This window comes from Legionella beliardensis (genome assembly GCF_900452395.1).
Classification (GTDB): domain Bacteria; phylum Pseudomonadota; class Gammaproteobacteria; order Legionellales; family Legionellaceae; genus Legionella_C; species Legionella_C beliardensis.
This window is the reverse complement of the sequence record NZ_UGNV01000001.1, coordinates 1,744,464-1,761,344: the sequence shown is the minus strand read 5'-3', so window position 1 is coordinate 1,761,344 and position 16,881 is coordinate 1,744,464. Positions and strand designations below refer to the sequence as shown.

The window sequence follows — 16,881 nt, the reverse complement described above, 5'->3', positions numbered from 1 at the left end:
ATTCAACTGGGCTGGTAAGGATAGCGTCTCTTGTGCTTGGCAGCAATAGTTTGAGTAGAGACTTTAGCAAACATTAAGTGATAACTAACGAAAATTAGAATAATTAATAACCCAAAAACAAGCGCTGGCAGGTCTCCTAAGGTTACCCAAGGTGTTTTACCCGTTGCTGAAAAAATAGCTGCCTTTAATACGCCTTCACTATAAGCAGGTAAAAAGTTTTCAATTTTTCCTTGGGTATCAATCACAGCTGATAAACCATCATTGTTTGCTACTATTTGATAGCGAGCTGCTTGTAGTGAGCGAACTTGCGCCATTTGTAATTGTTGATAAAGTGCTAATGAGTGACCAAACCAACCATCATCACTAATAGAAACAATCCATTCTGCGGTAGGAAGTTGCTCACGTAGTAAATTGCCATACGCTATTTCATAACAAATAAGGGTTGCAATAGGGTGATGGTGTACTTGAATTAAGCGCTGGTTACTTTGTCCTGGCTTCATATTAGGATCAGGAATACCTAATTTATTAATAATAAATTGAAACGCTGGTGGGATGTATTCTCCAAAAGGCACTAAATGTTGCTTAAGGTAAACACCTTTTGCTTTGCCAAGGCTAATTAACGAATTAAAATAAGAGCTTTCATCAATGCTGGTAGGCTGAGGGATTCCTAATAAAATAGCGCTACCTGCCTGTTTAGCATCGTCATTTAGACTATCTAAAAAATCACTGATATAAGTTGGCGGCAGTGGAATTGCTGATTCGGGCATCACAATAAGTTGTGTGCCTAATAAAGATTTGGCTGCGTTTTGATAGCGTTCTAATAGCTGCCAAAAAAGAGTTTCATCCCATTTGTCACGCATAGATAAATTAGCTTGAATAACGCCAACAGAAATAGGCTGTTTATCAACGGCAGCCCAATTTATGTCTTTTAGTAAAACTGGGCAACCAATAATTATAATGAATAGAAGCAGGTAGCTATAACGCTTATAGTTTCTATTTTTTTGTATAATATTGCTTAATAAAGTAGCAGCCAAGCACGTCAAAAACCCGACGCCAAAAACGCCAAGAATAGGTAAAAGAAACCGTGTAGGTGCATCAATCTGGCCAAAGCCTATCAGTAGCCAGGGAAAACCGCTTAAGAGGGTAGCGCGTAAATATTCACTCCCCAACCATAAACTACTAAAGAGTAAACTAGCTCCAAGCGTATAAGGCTTGATTAACAGCCGGCAAAAAATAACAGAAAGAAGCGCTGGAAAACAAGAAATATAAAGTAAGAATAAAAAAGTAATGAAGCCTGCGGTAATAATACTTAAATGGCCATAGTCATGGATACTGACATAAATCCAAGAAGTGCCCAAGCCAAAAAAACCTAAGCCGAAAAATAAGCCACTAAAAAAAGGTGACTTAGTCTTTCTACTATTTAATTGATGATAAAACAGCGCTAAGCCTAATAAGGTAAACCCTGGTAAATGAAAGGGCGCAAACCCTAAAGGCAATAACAAGCCGAATAAAAAATATTGAAGATAGGGAATACGCTCTACTGCACGCGCTGAAAAAAGCTCAAGTTTATTTACAGACGTACTTATCATCTTAGCGGCATAGTGTTGTGAAAAACAAGACAATAAGATACTGGTCTTTAAAGGTCAAGAATTTTACAGGATTATATATTAAGTTAATAACTGCTTTAAGGTGCTCAGCTAACTGGGCCTTATCCAACCTTAAAAAAGGTCGCCATTACGAGCCTTCATGAAGTGAAGGTGAAGCAATCCAGAGTGATGCGCTGCTTGTCATCTAAACTGGATTGCTTCGCTTTGCTCGCAAAGACTAAGTGGGGTGGCTTAGAATTTATAAATTTTAATGTTCAAGAAATTAATTTTTTAGTGTAGGATGACTCGTCGTTTTACCATGGAGAAGGAAAGTATGTATAACGTTATGATTACTGGCGCAGGCAAGATTGGAAGTTTAATCGCATGTATGCTAGCAGGTAGTGGTGATTATCAGGTACATTTAGCTGATTTGGAGTTTTCAGGAACCGATGTAACTCGCCTACTTCATGCTCTTCCTAATATAAAAACTGTAGCCCTTGATGTTACGAATGAAGGCTCAATAAAATCTTATTTACAAAAAAATAATATTATCGCGGTCATCTCAAGTCTTCCTTACTTTCTAAATACGTATGTTGCGGAAGCCGCAAAAGCATCTAAGGCTCATTACTTTGATTTAACGGAAGACACTGCTGTGACTGAGGCTGTTAAAGCCATTGCAGAAGGTGCAACCACGGCCTTAGTGCCCCAATGTGGTTTGGCGCCAGGATTTATTAGTATTGCTGCTAATAGCTTAATGCAAGAATTTGAACAATGTTTTCACGCGAAGCTTCGAGTTGGTGCGTTGCCACAACGCGCTAACAATGCGCTACATTATTCTTTAACGTGGTCTACTGACGGCGTGATTAATGAATATGGCAATCCTTGTTACGGCATTGAAAACGGTAAACCTATCGTCATGAAGCCATTAGAAGGCTTAGAATCCATTCAAATCGATGGTTGTGAATATGAAGCTTTCAATACCTCAGGTGGGTTAGGTAGTTTAGCTGACCTTTACGATGGCAAAGTGAACACATTAAATTATAAAACAATGCGCTATCCAGGACATTGTGAAAAGATGCGTCTTTTGATGAATGATCTAAAATTAAATGAAGACCGCGATACATTAAAACACATACTTGAGCGCGCTATTCCAAAAACCTACCAAGATATTGTCATTGTCTATGTCACTGTTGAAGGTATTAAACAAGGCGAGCTTACCGAAAAAAGCTATGTTAAGAAGGTTTATCCAGCCGTTATTCATGGCTTAGAGTGGTCTGCAATTCAAGTAAGTACTGCAGCTGGTGTTTGTGCGGTTGTTGATTTAGTGATGGGGCAGGCAAATGAATACCGCGGCCTGGTATTGCAAGAAAAGTTCCGCTTAGCGGATGTTTTAGCAAATCGTTTTGGCCAGTATTATGCTTAGGAGTGAAGTATGGATTTTCTAAAGCGTTTAAAAATTGATGAATTAAATCCTGGCGCTTTTAGTGGCGCTGGTTGGCAAAGTGAAATTAATTCTAATAGATTAGAATCTTTAAATCCTGCAACCGCAGAAAAATTAGGTGAAGTAGCTGGCTGCTCGGAAGAAGATTATGAGAATTTAATGGCGCGCGCTGAAAAAGCAGCACTAGCATGGCGGGAGTATCCTGCGCCAAAACGTGGTGAAATCATCCGCCAAATTGGCCAAGCTTTAAGAGAGCATAAAGATTGGCTTGGTAGCCTTGTTTCGTTAGAGATGGGTAAATCTAAACAAGAAGGTGACGGTGAAGTTCAAGAAATGATTGATATTGCTGATTTTGCAGTAGGTCAGTCACGCATGCTTTATGGTAATACCATGCATTCTGAGCGTCCTAATCATCGCATGTACGAACAGTGGCATCCTTATGGTATTATTGGGGTGATTTCGGCGTTTAATTTTCCTGTGGCTGTTTGGTCTTGGAATGCCTTTATTGCTGCTATTTGTGGCAATGTAACCATTTGGAAACCTTCCGCTAAGACACCGCTTTGTGCCATTGCAACTCATAAGATTTGTAGTGAGGTCTTACAAAAAAATAATTGCCCAGAGATTTTTGGTTTATTTATTCCTCATTCTCATGATGTTGTAGAAAAGATGGTTGATGATAGCCGCATGCCATTGATTTCATTTACCGGCTCAACTGCCGTTGGTAGACAAGTTGCGGCTAAAGTCGCAGGTCGGCTAGGTAAAACAATTTTAGAACTAGGCGGGAATAATGCCATCATTGTTGATGAAGCAGCTGATCTTAATTTAGCGATACCTGCCATTGTTTTTGGCGCAGTCGGAACAGCTGGCCAACGCTGTACGACAACCCGTCGGTTATTTGTACATCAGTCAATGTATAACGATGTAATAAAACGTCTGCAGCATGCTTATGAGCAAGTGACTATTGGCGATCCCCTAGATACGCATAATTTAATGGGACCATTAATTGATGAGCAGGCAGTGCAACAATTTAATCGTGCTATTGAGCGCATTAAGGCTGCTGGCGGTCGTATTGCTTTTGGTGGTGAAGCACTAGCCAAGAAAGGTTATTTCGTTCAACCTACATTAGTGACAGATGTTGAAAATCATTGGGACATTGTACAGCAAGAAACGTTTGCGCCTATTTTATACGTCATGCCCTATAATAATATTGAAGAGGCAATTACCCTACAAAATGGTGTTCCTCAAGGGCTGTCGTCTGCTTTATTTACGCAAAACCTTAAGCATGCCGAACGCTTCTTAAGCGCCTTTGGCAGTGATTGTGGGATAGCAAATATTAATATTGGCACCTCAGGTGCAGAAATTGGTGGCGCATTCGGTGGCGAAAAGGAAACCGGTGGTGGTCGTGAGTCTGGATCAGATTCATGGAAAGCTTATATGCGTAGGCAAACAAATACCATTAATTGGGGCGATGTGTTGCCATTAGCTCAAGGTATACGTTTCAACATCGGTTAACAACTAAGAATAGACCTCTTGAATTAAGTAGAATCTACCGGCTAGGCAAGAGGTCTCACCCTGTAAAAAGTGAAGCAGTTGGACGAGATATTAAAATGAAAGACGCAGGTTGGGTAGAGAAGGAGCCACCTTTTATATCTAACTTATATTAATTAAGGATAAATTATGCAGGAGCCATTTCTGATTAAGAAGGTTGCAGTTCTTGGTGCAGGTGTCATGGGTGCTCAGATTGCAGCTCATTGTGTCAATGCTGGCATTGAGACGTTGTTATTTGATTTAGCAGCTAAAGAAGGCAAAAGTAACGCGCTAGTTGATAAAGCAATCGCGAATTTGAATAAGTTAAAGCCTTCACCTGTTGCTACCTCGGACACAGCCTCATTAATTCAAGCTAAAAATTATAGTGATGACCTAAATGAGCTTACAACATGCGACTTAATCATTGAAGCAATTGCTGAGCGGATGGATTGGAAGGAAGATCTCTATAAAAAGATTACACCTGTTATTAGCTCGCATGCCATTCTAGTCAGTAATACCTCAGGTTTAAGTATTAATAAACTTTGTAGTGTACTTCCTGAAACATTGCATCATCGTTTTTGTGGTGTGCATTTCTTTAATCCACCACGTTATATGCATCTTGCTGAACTTATTCCTGCTAAAACAACGTCGATAACCTTGCTAGAAAGCTTAGAAGCTTGGTTGACGAGTTACCTAGGTAAAGGCGTGGTTATTGCTAAAGACACGCCTAATTTTATTGCCAATAGAATTGGTGTGTTTTCTTTGTTAGCTACTTTAGAACATGCACAAGCTATGCAATTAGGCCTAGATGAGGTTGATGCCTTAACAGGCGCCTTAATAGGTCGGCCTAAGTCGGCAACCTTTAGAACCATGGATGTGGTAGGTTTAGATACTATGCAGCATGTAGTTAATACAATGAATGAGCATCTAACTGACGATCCATGGCATGGGTTATTTAAATTACCTGAGTGGTTAATTCAATTAATTAGTGAGGGTCACCTAGGGCAGAAAACAGGCCAAGGTATCTACCGTAAAACTGGCAAAACAATAGAGGTATTTGACTATTTAAGTGGTTCTTATCGACTAGCAGCAGGCGAAGTTAACCCGGAAATTAAAGCAATTATGGGTATTAAGGAGCCAGCGGCACGCATGCAGGCTTTATTAGCCTCTCAAGACAAGCAGGCACAGTTTCTTACCGCTTGTTACCGTGATCTTTTTCACTATTGCGCCTATCATTTAGAGCATATTGCAACAAGTGTCCGTGACATTGATTTAGCCATGCGCTGGGGGTTTGGTTGGAATACTGGCCCATTTGAAACTTGGCAATATGTGGGCTTAGAACGAATGCGCTCACTCATAGAAGCAGATTTAGCTAAGCATAAAACCCTGAGTAGCGCCTCATTGCCAGCCTGGGTTAATGAACGTACATCTTTTTATACTGAGGAAGGCGCCTTTGCACCTGCAACGCATTCTCTAGTACCTAGAAGCTCCTTGCCTGTCTATAAACGGCAGTATTTCTCTTATCAATTACCTGGTGAGAAGAATATTAAATTAGAGACTTTGTTTGAAAATGAAGGGCTTCGTTTATGTAGGTTTAAAGACGATGTTGGTTTAGTTTCGTTTAAAAGCAAAGCCAATACAATTGGGCAATCCGTGCTTGACGGTTTGCACCAGGCCATTGATAGGGCTGAGCGTCAATGTAGAGCCTTAATTATTTATCAAGATAATGCTGATAATTTTAGTTCTGGGGCAGATTTACGCCATGTCGCTTCCTTAGTACAAACAGGGAAGATAACCGCCGTAGAAGAAATGATCGAGCACTTTCAACAGGCGGCGATGCGTTTAAAGTATTGTGCTATACCGACAATTGCTGCTTTACGGGGCCGAGCACTAGGGGGTGGCTGTGAGCTGATGATGCATTGCCACAGAACGATTGCTGCGTTTGAATCTTATCCTGGTCTTGTCGAAGTGGGTGTCGGGCTTATTCCTGCTGGCGGCGGATGCAAAGAAATGGCGTTACGTGCAGCAGAAAGTGCGGGTAAAGTGGATTTGATGACATTTATTCAACCTTTCTTTGAGCAAATTGCAACAGGAACAGTAGCAAGCAGTGCTGCTGATGCCTTGCAGCGAGGGTTTTTAAAACCCACTGATCACTGGGTTATGCACCGTGAAGAAGTGCTCTATGCGGCATTAGCAGAAGTTGAAGCGCTGGTAGCCCAAAATTATCAAGCCCCATTACAACGACGTTTTAAAGTGGCAGGTCGTGAGGGACACGCTAAGTTACAAGCAGGATTAGTCAATTGGCTAGAAGGCGGTTTTATTTCTGAACATGATTATTATTTAGCGAATTTACTCGCTGAAGTCTTATGTGGCGGAAATCTTTATCAGGGTGAGGTAGTAGATGAGCAATGGTTGCTAAAATTAGAGCGAGACGCTTTTATAAAGCTATTAGAAACGCCCTTAACCCAAGCCCGTATCGCTCATTTACTAGAAACTGGCAAGCCATTGCGCAATTAATCAAGGAGCCTATCGATGACAAATATATATATAGTTGATGTATTGCGCACACCCGTCGGTAAAGCACCTCGAGGTGTGTTTAGACATACTCTGCCTGATGATTTACTCGCTCATACCATCAAAACTTTGATGGCACGTAATTCATCTGTGGATTGGGCGGCAGTTGGTGATGTCGTTATTGGTTGTGCTATGCCTGAGGCTGAGCAAGGCATGAATGTGGCGCGTATTTCGGCGCTGCTTGCCGGTATGCCCCAATCAGTGCCAGCCATGACAATTAATCGCTTTTGTTCTTCAGGCGTGCAAAGTATTGCTACAGCAGCGTCGGCTATCAGCCAAGGTGCTATGCCCCTAGCTTTAGCTGGTGGCGTGGAAAGCATGTCTATGGTTCCTTTAGGCGGTAATAAATATACAGCAAATCCTAAGATTTTTGAAAACGAGCAGGTTGCTATTGCATACGGCATGGGAATTACTGCGGAAAATGTAGCCAAGCAATGGCATATTTCCCGAGAAGAGCAAGATGAATTTGCAGCGCTAAGCCATCAAAAAGCAATTGCAGCGCAACAGCGTGGTGACTTTGATCAGGAAATTGTTCCTATAGAAATTGTTGAACGGCATCCAAATCTAAATACGCTAGCGCCTATAGCAACAAAAAAAATCATTTCTCAAGATGAAGGCCCTCGTGCTGATACCTCTTATGAGGCCATTGCACGTTTGCGCCCTGTGTTTGCTGCTAAAGGCAGTGTAACAGCTGGTAATAGTTCACAGACCAGTGATGGCGCTGCTATCGCACTATTAGCAAGTGAAGAAGCATTAACAAAATTTGATCTACAACCTATGGGCCGTCTCCTTAGTTATGCGGTAGCAGGTGTTGACCCAGCCGTGATGGGTATAGGGCCAGTGAATGCTGTGCCTTTAGCACTGCAGCAAGCAGGCCTAACCTTAGACCAACTAGATTGGATAGAGTTAAATGAAGCGTTCGCTGCGCAAGCCTTAGCGGTAATTAAAACTCTGCATTTACCGGCTGAAAAGGTAAACCCCTTAGGCGGTGCAATTGCTTTAGGTCACCCCTTAGGTGCTACAGGTACTATTCGCACAGCAACGTTGCTGCATGGTCTTCGTCGTACAAAAGGGCGCTATGGCATGGTGACTATGTGTATTGGTACAGGTATGGGCGCTGCGGCAATTTTTGAAGCAGTTTAAATGTTGACAATCGCTTACTGCATGCAGTATGCGATTGCCCCGATTTTAGATATAAAGAAAGGCTAACTTATATTCGCTTATTCCTTAACCTGCAGTTTCTTTCAGCGTAATCAATCTGCAATTAAACAAATAAGCAGCTAGCCCTTTCTAAGACAAATTATTATTTAGTCATCGTTGTTTGCATAATTATGAAAAAAAATATTGGCTTTTTGTTAAGTTTATTGTTTGTAACGCAAGTTTATGGCTTAAATACCGCTAGCTCCAAGGAAGCACAAATATCGCATTACCTTGCTTCTAAATCGCAAGAGCAATTAAACCTTCTAGAAAAATTAGTAAATATCAATAGTGGCACAACAACAAATCTTCCTGGTGTTAAGCAAGTAGGAGACATTTTAAAAGCCGAACTTGAACAGCTGGGCTTTAAGACTTATTGGGTGGCTATGCCGCCTAATATGAATCGAGCAGGTACATTAATAGCTTATCATCAGGGTAATACGGGTAAGAAGGTACTATTAATAGGTCATCTTGATACTGTTTTTCCCAAACAAAGTGCTTTTAAGTCTTTTAAACGAATGGGCAATAAAGCGACCGGCCCAGGCGTTATAGATGCTAAAGGCGGCGATGTTGTCATTATTTATGCCTTAAAAGCATTAGCCAATATCAATGCGTTAAGTGATGCAACCATTACAGTGGTATTTACTGGAGACGAAGAGGATTCTGGGAAGCCCTCAACAATCTCTAGACGTCCATTAATTGAGGCAGCAGATCACCATGATGTCGCGCTAGATTTTGAGTGGGCTATATCACCAAATACAGCAACAATAGCACGCAGAGGGATTGCTGACTGGCAAATAGATGCACAAGGAAATGAAGCGCATTCATCGCAAATTTTTAAGGAAAAAATTGGCAGTGGAGCAGTTTTTGAATTAGTTCGTATTTTAAATACCATGCGTACAGAACTCGCTGGCGAATTATATTTAACTTTTAATCCGGGGTTAATAGTAGGTGGAACTACGGTTAATCATATAGACAAGGCCGAACCTAGTGTTTCTGGCAAGGAGAATATTATTGCCAAAACAGCTATAGCCAAAGGGGATTTGCGATTTCTTACTGAGGCGCAAAAAGATGCGGCTAAGAAAAAAATAATCTCTATTGTCGAGCAACACTTACCAGACACGAAAGCAAAGATCATTTTTAATGAGGGTATCCCATCGATGCCTCCTAGGAAAGCTAATTTAAAATTATTACAGTTATATAGCGATATAAGTATTCATTTAGGTTATGGAAAAATTGAGCCTGTTGATCCAGCTTTAAGAGGAGCAGGTGATATTTCCTACATTGCTGCAAATGTACCCTACGCTCTAGCAGGATTAGGCCCCGTTGGCAGTGGCGCTCATTCCACCCAAGAAACATTAGATATTCCATCATTACTTATGCAAACAGAGCGGGCTACTTTTTTGATTTATCAGTTAGTAAATGGTTACGCCTTAGCTGAAAGATAAATTAGCTTAATTGACTGTTTAAACCTTATAACATAGACTGAAACGTTAACAGAACTATAGGTTACGTGAAAGGATTCGCGATAGTTTTGTTTGTTATTGTTCGTCTTTTAAAGTAACACAAACTCGGACATAAACGTTAAATTACCATCACACGGAGGTTATTGTGCATAAATTAAAGTATATCGTTCTTTGCTTTTTTCTTAGCTTTTCATCATTTCTATTTGCTCATACCTACCAGGGTGAATTAGAAGTTTTAATTTTCGATGATTTTGAAAATAATAAATCAAAAACTGTTTATCAATTACATGAGGGAGGCGAAGTTTATATTTTAGAGCTGCCTAATTCGGTTAATAAAGGTACACTTTTGTCTGGTGACAAAGTCATTATTGAAGGCCAAGAGATTAAAGGCATAAAAGAAAAAGCCATTAAAGTGGATTCCCTTACTGTACAACAAAAAATGAGTCTGAAGAGTGCAACAAAAGATTCTGCCCTTGCTGATACAAGAAAGGTTTTAGCATTATTAGTTAATTTTACTAATATAAAAGCAACCAATACCGTATCAACCAGTAATGTTGATTCTATGTTGTATACAGGTCTTAAGTCTGCTCAGAAAAATTTTCAACTTAGCTCGTTTAACCAACTTAATCTGGTGCGTGATACCAATGGTGATGGCAGGCCAGATATCTATGTCGTTAATTTAAATTATGCTGCCAGCGGCTGTAATTACAATCAATGGGCAACGGATGCTAAGAATGCTGCAGCACAAGCTGGGGTTAATTTATCTTTATATAAACATCATATGTTTGTTATCCCGCAAGATGTGAATTGTAACTGGGGCGGCTTAGGTAATTTAGGTTGCGGCACGACTTGTAATACTTGGATTAGAGCATATAACCCTTCTCAAGTTTACTCTCAACTTGTTTATACTCATGAGCTTGGCCACAATTTAGGCATGCATCACGCAGCGACAGATACGAATAATGATGGTTCAGTCGAATCAGAGTATGGGGATATTGCTTGTATTATGGGTGTAGGTGATTTTCAATATTATAAAGAAGTTAATGCGCCACATCGAGACTTAAGAGGTTGGTTTGCAGCTTTCCCCAATCGCATTACGACAGTTACATCGGGTACTCATGTCCTCTATCCACTAGAGTCTGGTGCTAACAGCGCAGGATTATTAGTCTTAAAAATAAAAAAGAATGCAACAGATACTTATTATGTTTCCTATCGTAAAAATATGGGTACCTTTGGTGCAGGTGCACCAACCTATTTAGATAAAATTAGTATACATAGAACGCGCGCTGGTGATAGCCATACTTATTTTATTAGAACATTGAGTACTGGCCAAACCTTTGTTGATGCAACAAATAATATTAAAATTAATGCGTTAACAGCCGGTGGCTCTACAGCAACGGTGAAAATTAATTAATAAATTATTCAGCCCTAACTTTAGGGCTGGTTGCTAGCAAAATAACCTCAAAAATGCGAATTTTTGCTAAGATTATTTAACTTGATAAACTATGCGATAAGTAGTCGCTTAAGATTTGCTTCTTTGTCTATCTTAAACGGTTGCTTATTTTTTCTTGCTTTTAAATCATTTAGCTTAAATCCGTGAAAAAACAAAAACCTATGAAAAGTCAACTGCTTATCATTGACTAATAATAAAATTTATTGTCTAAAATTTGATTTGTTCTGTGGATATCCTACGCTATAAGATAAGGGAAAATTTCCTAAGGATCCTGCATGCGTCCATTTATTATCGCTGCGTGCTTATTTGCCAACGTAGCCCTCGCTGATGAAATTATTGGTTTTACTGCCTATGAAAATGAAGATTACAACACTGCTTATCCTCATTTAATGCAGGCAGCAAATCAAGGAAATGAAGAAGCTATGTATCTCATTGGACGAATGTATCAATATGGTCATGGTGTTAATCAAGATGATACAAAAGCCATGGAATGGTATCGAAAATCAGCTGAAAAAAACAATGCCCTTGCCCAGCTTAGCTTAGGTTATATGTATGATATAGGTAAAGGCGTAAAGCAAGATTTTAAAGAGGCATTTAAATGGTATTTAAAAGCAGCTGAACAAGGAAACGCTATTGCACAGCGCAATGTCGGACTTATGTATGCGATAGGTGACGGGGTCGCGGTAAATGAGCAGCAAGCTTTCGTATGGTTTAAAAAATCTGCTGAAAAAGGGTATGCTAAAGCGCAAGTAAATCTAGGCTATCAATATATGATGGGCTCGGGGACTGAGAAAGACGTCGATAAAGCCCTCTATTGGTACAACCAAGCAGCAGAGCAAGGTGATTCCAAAGGAGAATTTAGTTTAGGTCTTTTATATACCGGAAAGTATGGTATTGCGCCTGATCAACAGGCCGCGACCTACTGGTTTGCGAAAGCGGCGAGCCAAGGACACCGTAATGCACAAGCTTATTTAGCTTATCAATATTTAAATGGCTTAGGCATCACGCAAGATCCAAAGAAAGCTGCGTACTGGTATCAGGCCGCTGCAGAGCAAGGTCATGCTGAGGCGCAAGCTGAACTAGGGCAACTCTATTTAAGTGGCACAGGTGTTGAAAAAGATTATCAACAAGCAGCTTATTGGTTTGGCAAATCAGCAGCCCAAGGTGATCCTGTCGCGCAAGGAAAACTTGGCTATTTATACCTAGCCGGTTTAGGCGTTACCAAAAATACGGCGCAAGCTTATGCTTGGTTTAAATTAGCTATTGATAATAAAAATGAACAGGCAACGCGTGAGTTTAGTCGACTCGAAGCAAAATTAACACCGCAGGAGAAACAACAGGGTGAGCAAATTTTTCAAGAGTTAAAGAAAAAAGGTCCTGTGCTAGAAGGTCAGGATGATGAATAGATGATGGCTCACTTAACTATTGCCAAGATCGGATATCTGTTGAGCTATCATTTATAAAGTATTTAGACTCTCTTTAACCAGACTAACAGACATTTTTCCTTCTTTATCTTTGCTACGTTTTAGAATAGAAAAATTCACTAATGTTAAATCGCTGCTTTTTATTTTAGCAATACTTAAAAAATACTCACTTTCAATGGTAATAATTTCTTTACGAAGGTTTAGTTTTTTTAACAATGCATTAAGCTTTTTATCAGTCATAATGCCGTCTTTTCCGCGAGCGGTCATGATGTCATTAATTTGCTGCTCATTTAATTTATCACCAAGTGACATTAACAATTGACGTGAGGCGGTATTAATATTAATGGGTGTAACAGCAGGTAAAGCGGTTATAAAATTTTCTAATTGCCGATAAATTACCGCGTTTATGCCACGAACCAAGCGAAATTCGGTCACGCTTTCAAATAATTGTTTGCTAGGATAATAAGCAGGCTTTTGTTTAAGATAATAAGTCATGAATTCATCGTTACCTCGTCCTGGCGTATAAGGGCTTAGCCATTGATAGGTAGCAGCCGCAATATTTAATTGCTCTTGTGTTGGCGTTTTATTAAGGGTATTTTTTAGGAATTTTAGAAAGATAGGGTAATAATTACGATCAGAGACATTATTTAGATTAAATCGTCCTTGTAAATCATATAAGGAACCACTGATTACAAATCCCGGGTAAATCGCTTCATATTGTTTAGGAAAATCCATGACTTTGCCATACTTATCAGCTATTGCAAATCGGTTTTTAGTATTGAGTATCTCACCCATAGCCCAAAAGGAGACTACTTGCGATGCTAAATAAAGCTTATCGCTGATAATGGTTAATTGGGTTCTATAAATATCAAGCTGTAGACGTACGCTCATGGCGGTCGCGGCGATTGCCACTAAAGTCATGATAAATAGAGCAGAGAGTAACGCGCTTCCTTGCTGCAAAAAACAAAAAACGCCACGTTTAGAGTTAACTTGCATAATCAGCCCCAAGGATAGGCAGAAGAAAACTTATTTTACCCCATTCTTTAATGGTTAAATTCAATTGTACTGCTTTAGGTAAGGGCTCCACTTGTTCAACCTCACCTGCGCTATCATGCCATTGTGGTAGAACTTGCAGGGTTTTATTTAAGTAAGCAAATTGACACTTACCAAGATCTTTTAACAAGATTTTATCTTCATACTGCTCTTTATTGACTGGATCTAAACTAGGCCAGCTTCTTCTAATTAATTGATTATCCCTGCACAGTAGTCCTACACGGGTTAAGGTGCTACGCTTTTCTAAGCTATTTGGGTTAGCTAAGCCACCGCGGGTAAATTCAGTGTATTCTTTTTGTCCGATAAATGCTGGAAATAAGTGCATTTCAGTACTACGAATTGACCTATTTACCATTTGAGCAGTGTCACGCTCTAATAAACTAATAGCTAATTGTAAGTTAGTTAATTGATCAGCTTGCGCGGTAACGCGTGCACGTGTATTAAACGCATAATATAAGGCAGAAGAAGTCAGAGTTGCTAAGATAGCAAAGACAGCAAGCGCGATAAGTATTTCTAAAAGAGTAAAGCCATTACTGTTGTTCATGAAAATACCGGAAAGCAGTTAATGCTTCAGTAAAAGGACCCGCCTGATTTTTACTCACTTTAATAGAAATCTCTTGTACTGTTTTCATAGGTGTTTGATTTAATTTAACACGCCAATACCAACGCTGACCTAGCATGGTTGTTACTTGGGTAGTTTCCTGACTTAAGCTAGGGGTTAAAAGTCCTAGTTGTACCATTGTTACGCCTTGTAAAGCAATCCAATGACTGATTGTTTTATCCTTAATACGCGCGGTATTCGCAACATTTTGCGCGGTGACTTTTAATATGGCTGTTAGTGCGATAGCGATAATTGCTAAAGCAAGTAGCACTTCGATTAGAGTAAACCCAACTTGGTGGTGTCTATGGTGATGTTGATTTTTCATTTGTTTGGTGGATTGGTATCTAAGGTTAAATTGCCATTGTGTTCACCGGTTATGGTAATAATATTTGGCTGTGCAGATGTGCCAAATATAAGCTTAAATTCAGTCATATTACCTGACGAAGTGACTATAATATTCGGGCCATTGGTTTTGTTTTTTATATTGTTTTGCAACGTGACGATCACATCCTTTGGAAAGGTACGATGAAAAATAAGGCTATTTTTAGGCATAGGTTGCCAAGAATTATCGTTTACATAGCGATAGGTTTCATAACCTCCAGAGCTTACATTTATGCCAAGGGTCGTCATTTCCAATATTGCCCTTTGTTGTACGAGCTTGGTATAAGCTATAAACTGTTCGGCGGTGACTTTAACACGCCTGCTTGTGCCAAAATCACCGAAAGCAAATAAGGTTGCACTTGCAATAATGCCAATAATTAAAATAACAACGAGTATTTCAATGAGTGTGAAACCACGCTCATTTCGCATCCCAATTACCTATTTCAGCATCTTTGCCTGTTCCACCAGGTTGACCATTAGCGCCTAGGGTAAACACATCAATTTCGCCATGCTCACCTGGGTTTAAATACAAGTAATCACGACCCCATGGATCTTTAGGCACCGACTTTAAATATTGTTTCCAATCGCGAGGCGTGGGATTACTGGTAGGTTTTTCTACTAAAGCCACTAAACCTTGATCGGTAGTTGGATAAAAGCCATTATCAAGCTTATATAAATCAAGCGCATTTTGAATGGCCAAAACATCTTGTTTTGCCTTAACAGCACGTGCCTCATCAGGACGGCTAATAATTTTAGGTACAACGATAGATGCTAAAATGCCTAAAATGACGACAACGACCATAATTTCAATTAACGAGAAACCTTTTTGCGCTCTCATACTCTCTCCTAAGAATGACTTCTAAAAATGATTTAAACTAAGTTTGAGTTAATTTTATTTCTAAGTGACTAGCTGCTCCATTGAAAAAATAGGTAATAGCGTTGCTAAAACAATAAATAATACAACAGCTCCCATAAACATAATCACCATTGGCTCCAAAAGAGTAAGGGCTGTATCAATCAAGCGCTTAACTTCATTATCCAAATGAGAAGCAGCACGGTCCATCATCTCTGCTAACTGGCCGCTTTTTTCACCACTAGCAATTAAATGGACTGCCATAGGATTTAAAAAACCTGTTTCTTTTAAAGCGGTACTTATTCCTGTGCCTTCCCGGACTCTTGTTGCTGCAATATCAAAGGCATTGCGCATAATTAGATTGTTAACAACGCTCGCTGACACCCGCATGGTTTCAAGCACATTTACCCCGGCTGCGAAGAGTATACCAAACGTATGGATATAGCGCGCAACATTTGTTGATTTTACTAAATAGGAAGTTACGGGTAATTTTAATAACACATTATGCCATGCCGTTTTTACTTTTAAATTTCTTAAACTGCGGCGAAAACCAATAAATAATAATATGATAACAATAGCTGCATATAAGCCATATGCTTTGATGAAATCACTAATAACAATGAGTGCTTTTGTCATTTGGGGCAAACTCTGACCACTGCTGGTAAATACCTCAATAATTTTAGGTACAACAAAAGCTAACAAAAAACTAATAATGGTCACTGAGACAATAATCATTAGCGAGGGGTAGATAAGTGCTTGTTGAATCTTTTGCCGCGTTCCTTGTTGATTTTCAGTGTAATCTGCCAGCTTTTCGAGTACTAAATCTAAACGGCCCGTTTGCTCACCGGCACTCACTGTAGCACGATAAAGCTCCGAAAATGAATTAGGGAATTCACCCATAGCTTGAGCCAGTGAATAGCCTTCCAATACTTTCGCTCTAATGCCGATTAGTAAACTTCTGACTTTGTCTTTTTCGGTTTGCTCGCTTACGCCTTTTAGTGCTTCTTCTACAGGAATTCCTGCTGCTAAGAGCGTAGCTAATTGTCTTGTGAGTAATGATAAATCTTGTGCAGAGATCTTGTCTCGTCTACGGGGCGTGGCTGACTGCTTAGTTAAAGTGCGGATTTGTGTGGGAATTAATCCTTGCTCGCGCAATAATTGCCGCGCTTGGCGCTCAGAATCAGCTTCAATAACACCCTTATTAGTGCTACCAGACTGAGTTAATGCTTGATAATGATAGGCGCCCATAATTTTTTAAAAGAACATGCGTGCAATTAGTTTAATCTATTAGGTTTCGGAAGTCACTTAAGGTAAACTATTAGTTA

General features: G+C 39.7%; 14 protein-coding genes. 7 read left to right on the top strand and 7 right to left on the bottom strand.

Going from position 1 to position 16,881, the window contains the following annotated elements:
* Nucleotides 1–2 precede the first annotated feature (2 nt).
* On the bottom strand, nt 3–1,589 hold the full coding sequence (gene lnt, locus DYE47_RS07765) for an apolipoprotein N-acyltransferase (protein WP_115302730.1): 1,587 nt from the start codon (nt 1,587–1,589) through the stop codon (nt 3–5).
* A gap of 331 nt (nt 1,590–1,920) precedes the next feature.
* Between lnt and DYE47_RS07760 the strand changes: the two genes are divergently transcribed.
* From DYE47_RS07760 to DYE47_RS07730, 7 genes are all read left to right on the top strand, one after another.
* Nucleotides 1,921–3,009: a saccharopine dehydrogenase C-terminal domain-containing protein gene (locus DYE47_RS07760; protein WP_115302729.1), complete on the top strand. Its 1,089-nt coding sequence runs from the start codon at nt 1,921–1,923 to the stop codon at nt 3,007–3,009.
* 9 nt (nt 3,010–3,018) lie between these two features.
* Nucleotides 3,019–4,539 carry an L-piperidine-6-carboxylate dehydrogenase gene (amaB, locus tag DYE47_RS07755; RefSeq protein ID WP_115302728.1) on the top strand — a complete coding sequence of 507 codons (1,521 nt, stop codon included), beginning with the start codon at nt 3,019–3,021 and terminating at the stop codon, nt 4,537–4,539.
* 165 nt (nt 4,540–4,704) lie between these two features.
* The gene (locus DYE47_RS07750) at nt 4,705–7,071 is read left to right on the top strand and encodes a 3-hydroxyacyl-CoA dehydrogenase/enoyl-CoA hydratase family protein (RefSeq protein WP_115302727.1); all 2,367 of its coding nucleotides are present in this window, start codon (nt 4,705–4,707) and stop codon (nt 7,069–7,071) included.
* Nucleotides 7,072–7,086: 15 nt separating this feature from the next.
* Complete coding sequence (locus tag DYE47_RS07745) at nt 7,087–8,271, top strand: acetyl-CoA C-acyltransferase (protein ID WP_115302726.1); 1,185 nt, start codon at nt 7,087–7,089, stop codon at nt 8,269–8,271.
* Between the two features lie 188 nt (nt 8,272–8,459).
* Complete coding sequence (locus DYE47_RS07740) at nt 8,460–9,773, top strand: M20/M25/M40 family metallo-hydrolase (RefSeq protein ID WP_115302725.1); 1,314 nt, start codon at nt 8,460–8,462, stop codon at nt 9,771–9,773.
* Nucleotides 9,774–9,936: 163 nt separating this feature from the next.
* Nucleotides 9,937–11,205, top strand: a complete 1,269-nt coding sequence (locus tag DYE47_RS07735; RefSeq protein ID WP_115302724.1) for a metallopeptidase domain-containing protein — start codon at nt 9,937–9,939, stop codon at nt 11,203–11,205.
* Between the two features lie 314 nt (nt 11,206–11,519).
* Nucleotides 11,520–12,650 carry a tetratricopeptide repeat protein gene (locus DYE47_RS07730; RefSeq protein WP_115302723.1) on the top strand — a complete coding sequence of 377 codons (1,131 nt, stop codon included), beginning with the start codon at nt 11,520–11,522 and terminating at the stop codon, nt 12,648–12,650.
* 51 nt (nt 12,651–12,701) lie between these two features.
* Here DYE47_RS07730 and gspK read toward each other — a convergent pair whose 3' ends face one another.
* Genes gspK through lspF form a run of 6 tightly spaced genes read right to left on the bottom strand, consistent with a single transcriptional unit; the run spans nt 12,702 to nt 16,804 of the window.
* Nucleotides 12,702–13,664, bottom strand: a complete 963-nt coding sequence (gene gspK / locus DYE47_RS07725) for a type II secretion system minor pseudopilin GspK (protein ID WP_115302722.1) — start codon at nt 13,662–13,664, stop codon at nt 12,702–12,704.
* Nucleotides 13,654–14,265, bottom strand: a complete 612-nt coding sequence (gene lspJ / locus DYE47_RS07720; protein ID WP_115302721.1) for a GspJ family T2SS minor pseudopilin variant LspJ — start codon at nt 14,263–14,265, stop codon at nt 13,654–13,656. The genes gspK and lspJ overlap by 11 nt, the downstream gene beginning before the upstream one ends.
* The gene (gene gspI / locus DYE47_RS07715) at nt 14,252–14,647 is read right to left on the bottom strand and encodes a type II secretion system minor pseudopilin GspI (RefSeq protein WP_115302720.1); all 396 of its coding nucleotides are present in this window, start codon (nt 14,645–14,647) and stop codon (nt 14,252–14,254) included. The genes lspJ and gspI overlap by 14 nt, the downstream gene beginning before the upstream one ends.
* The gene (gspH, locus tag DYE47_RS07710) at nt 14,644–15,132 is read right to left on the bottom strand and encodes a type II secretion system minor pseudopilin GspH (RefSeq protein ID WP_115304041.1); all 489 of its coding nucleotides are present in this window, start codon (nt 15,130–15,132) and stop codon (nt 14,644–14,646) included. The genes gspI and gspH overlap by 4 nt, the downstream gene beginning before the upstream one ends.
* On the bottom strand, nt 15,122–15,541 hold the full coding sequence (gene lspG / locus DYE47_RS07705) for a GspG family T2SS major pseudopilin variant LspG (protein WP_115302719.1): 420 nt from the start codon (nt 15,539–15,541) through the stop codon (nt 15,122–15,124). Before lspG ends, gspH begins: the two co-directional genes overlap by 11 nt.
* 60 nt (nt 15,542–15,601) lie before the next feature.
* On the bottom strand, nt 15,602–16,804 hold the full coding sequence (gene lspF / locus DYE47_RS07700; protein WP_115302718.1) for a GspF family T2SS innner membrane protein variant LspF: 1,203 nt from the start codon (nt 16,802–16,804) through the stop codon (nt 15,602–15,604).
* Nucleotides 16,805–16,881: the final 77 nt, after the last annotated feature.

Bases quoted from the DNA above. Each gene is read 5' to 3' on its own strand.
- lspJ (WP_115302721.1), bottom strand. From the start codon at position 14,265: ATGAACAACAGTAATGGCTTTACTCTTTTAGAAATACTTATCGCGCTT.
- DYE47_RS07760 (WP_115302729.1), top strand. From the start codon at position 1,921: ATGTATAACGTTATGATTACTGGCGCAGGCAAGATTGGAAGTTTAATC.
- lspG (WP_115302719.1), bottom strand. From the start codon at position 15,541: ATGAGAGCGCAAAAAGGTTTCTCGTTAATTGAAATTATGGTCGTTGTC.
- DYE47_RS07750 (WP_115302727.1), top strand. From the start codon at position 4,705: ATGCAGGAGCCATTTCTGATTAAGAAGGTTGCAGTTCTTGGTGCAGGT.
- gspH (WP_115304041.1), bottom strand. From the start codon at position 15,132: ATGCGAAATGAGCGTGGTTTCACACTCATTGAAATACTCGTTGTTATT.
- lnt (WP_115302730.1), bottom strand. From the start codon at position 1,589: ATGATAAGTACGTCTGTAAATAAACTTGAGCTTTTTTCAGCGCGTGCA.
- gspI (WP_115302720.1), bottom strand. From the start codon at position 14,647: ATGAAAAATCAACATCACCATAGACACCACCAAGTTGGGTTTACTCTA.
- DYE47_RS07730 (WP_115302723.1), top strand. From the start codon at position 11,520: ATGCGTCCATTTATTATCGCTGCGTGCTTATTTGCCAACGTAGCCCTC.
- DYE47_RS07740 (WP_115302725.1), top strand. From the start codon at position 8,460: ATGAAAAAAAATATTGGCTTTTTGTTAAGTTTATTGTTTGTAACGCAA.
- amaB (WP_115302728.1), top strand. From the start codon at position 3,019: ATGGATTTTCTAAAGCGTTTAAAAATTGATGAATTAAATCCTGGCGCT.
- DYE47_RS07745 (WP_115302726.1), top strand. From the start codon at position 7,087: ATGACAAATATATATATAGTTGATGTATTGCGCACACCCGTCGGTAAA.
- gspK (WP_115302722.1), bottom strand. From the start codon at position 13,664: ATGCAAGTTAACTCTAAACGTGGCGTTTTTTGTTTTTTGCAGCAAGGA.
- lspF (WP_115302718.1), bottom strand. From the start codon at position 16,804: ATGGGCGCCTATCATTATCAAGCATTAACTCAGTCTGGTAGCACTAAT.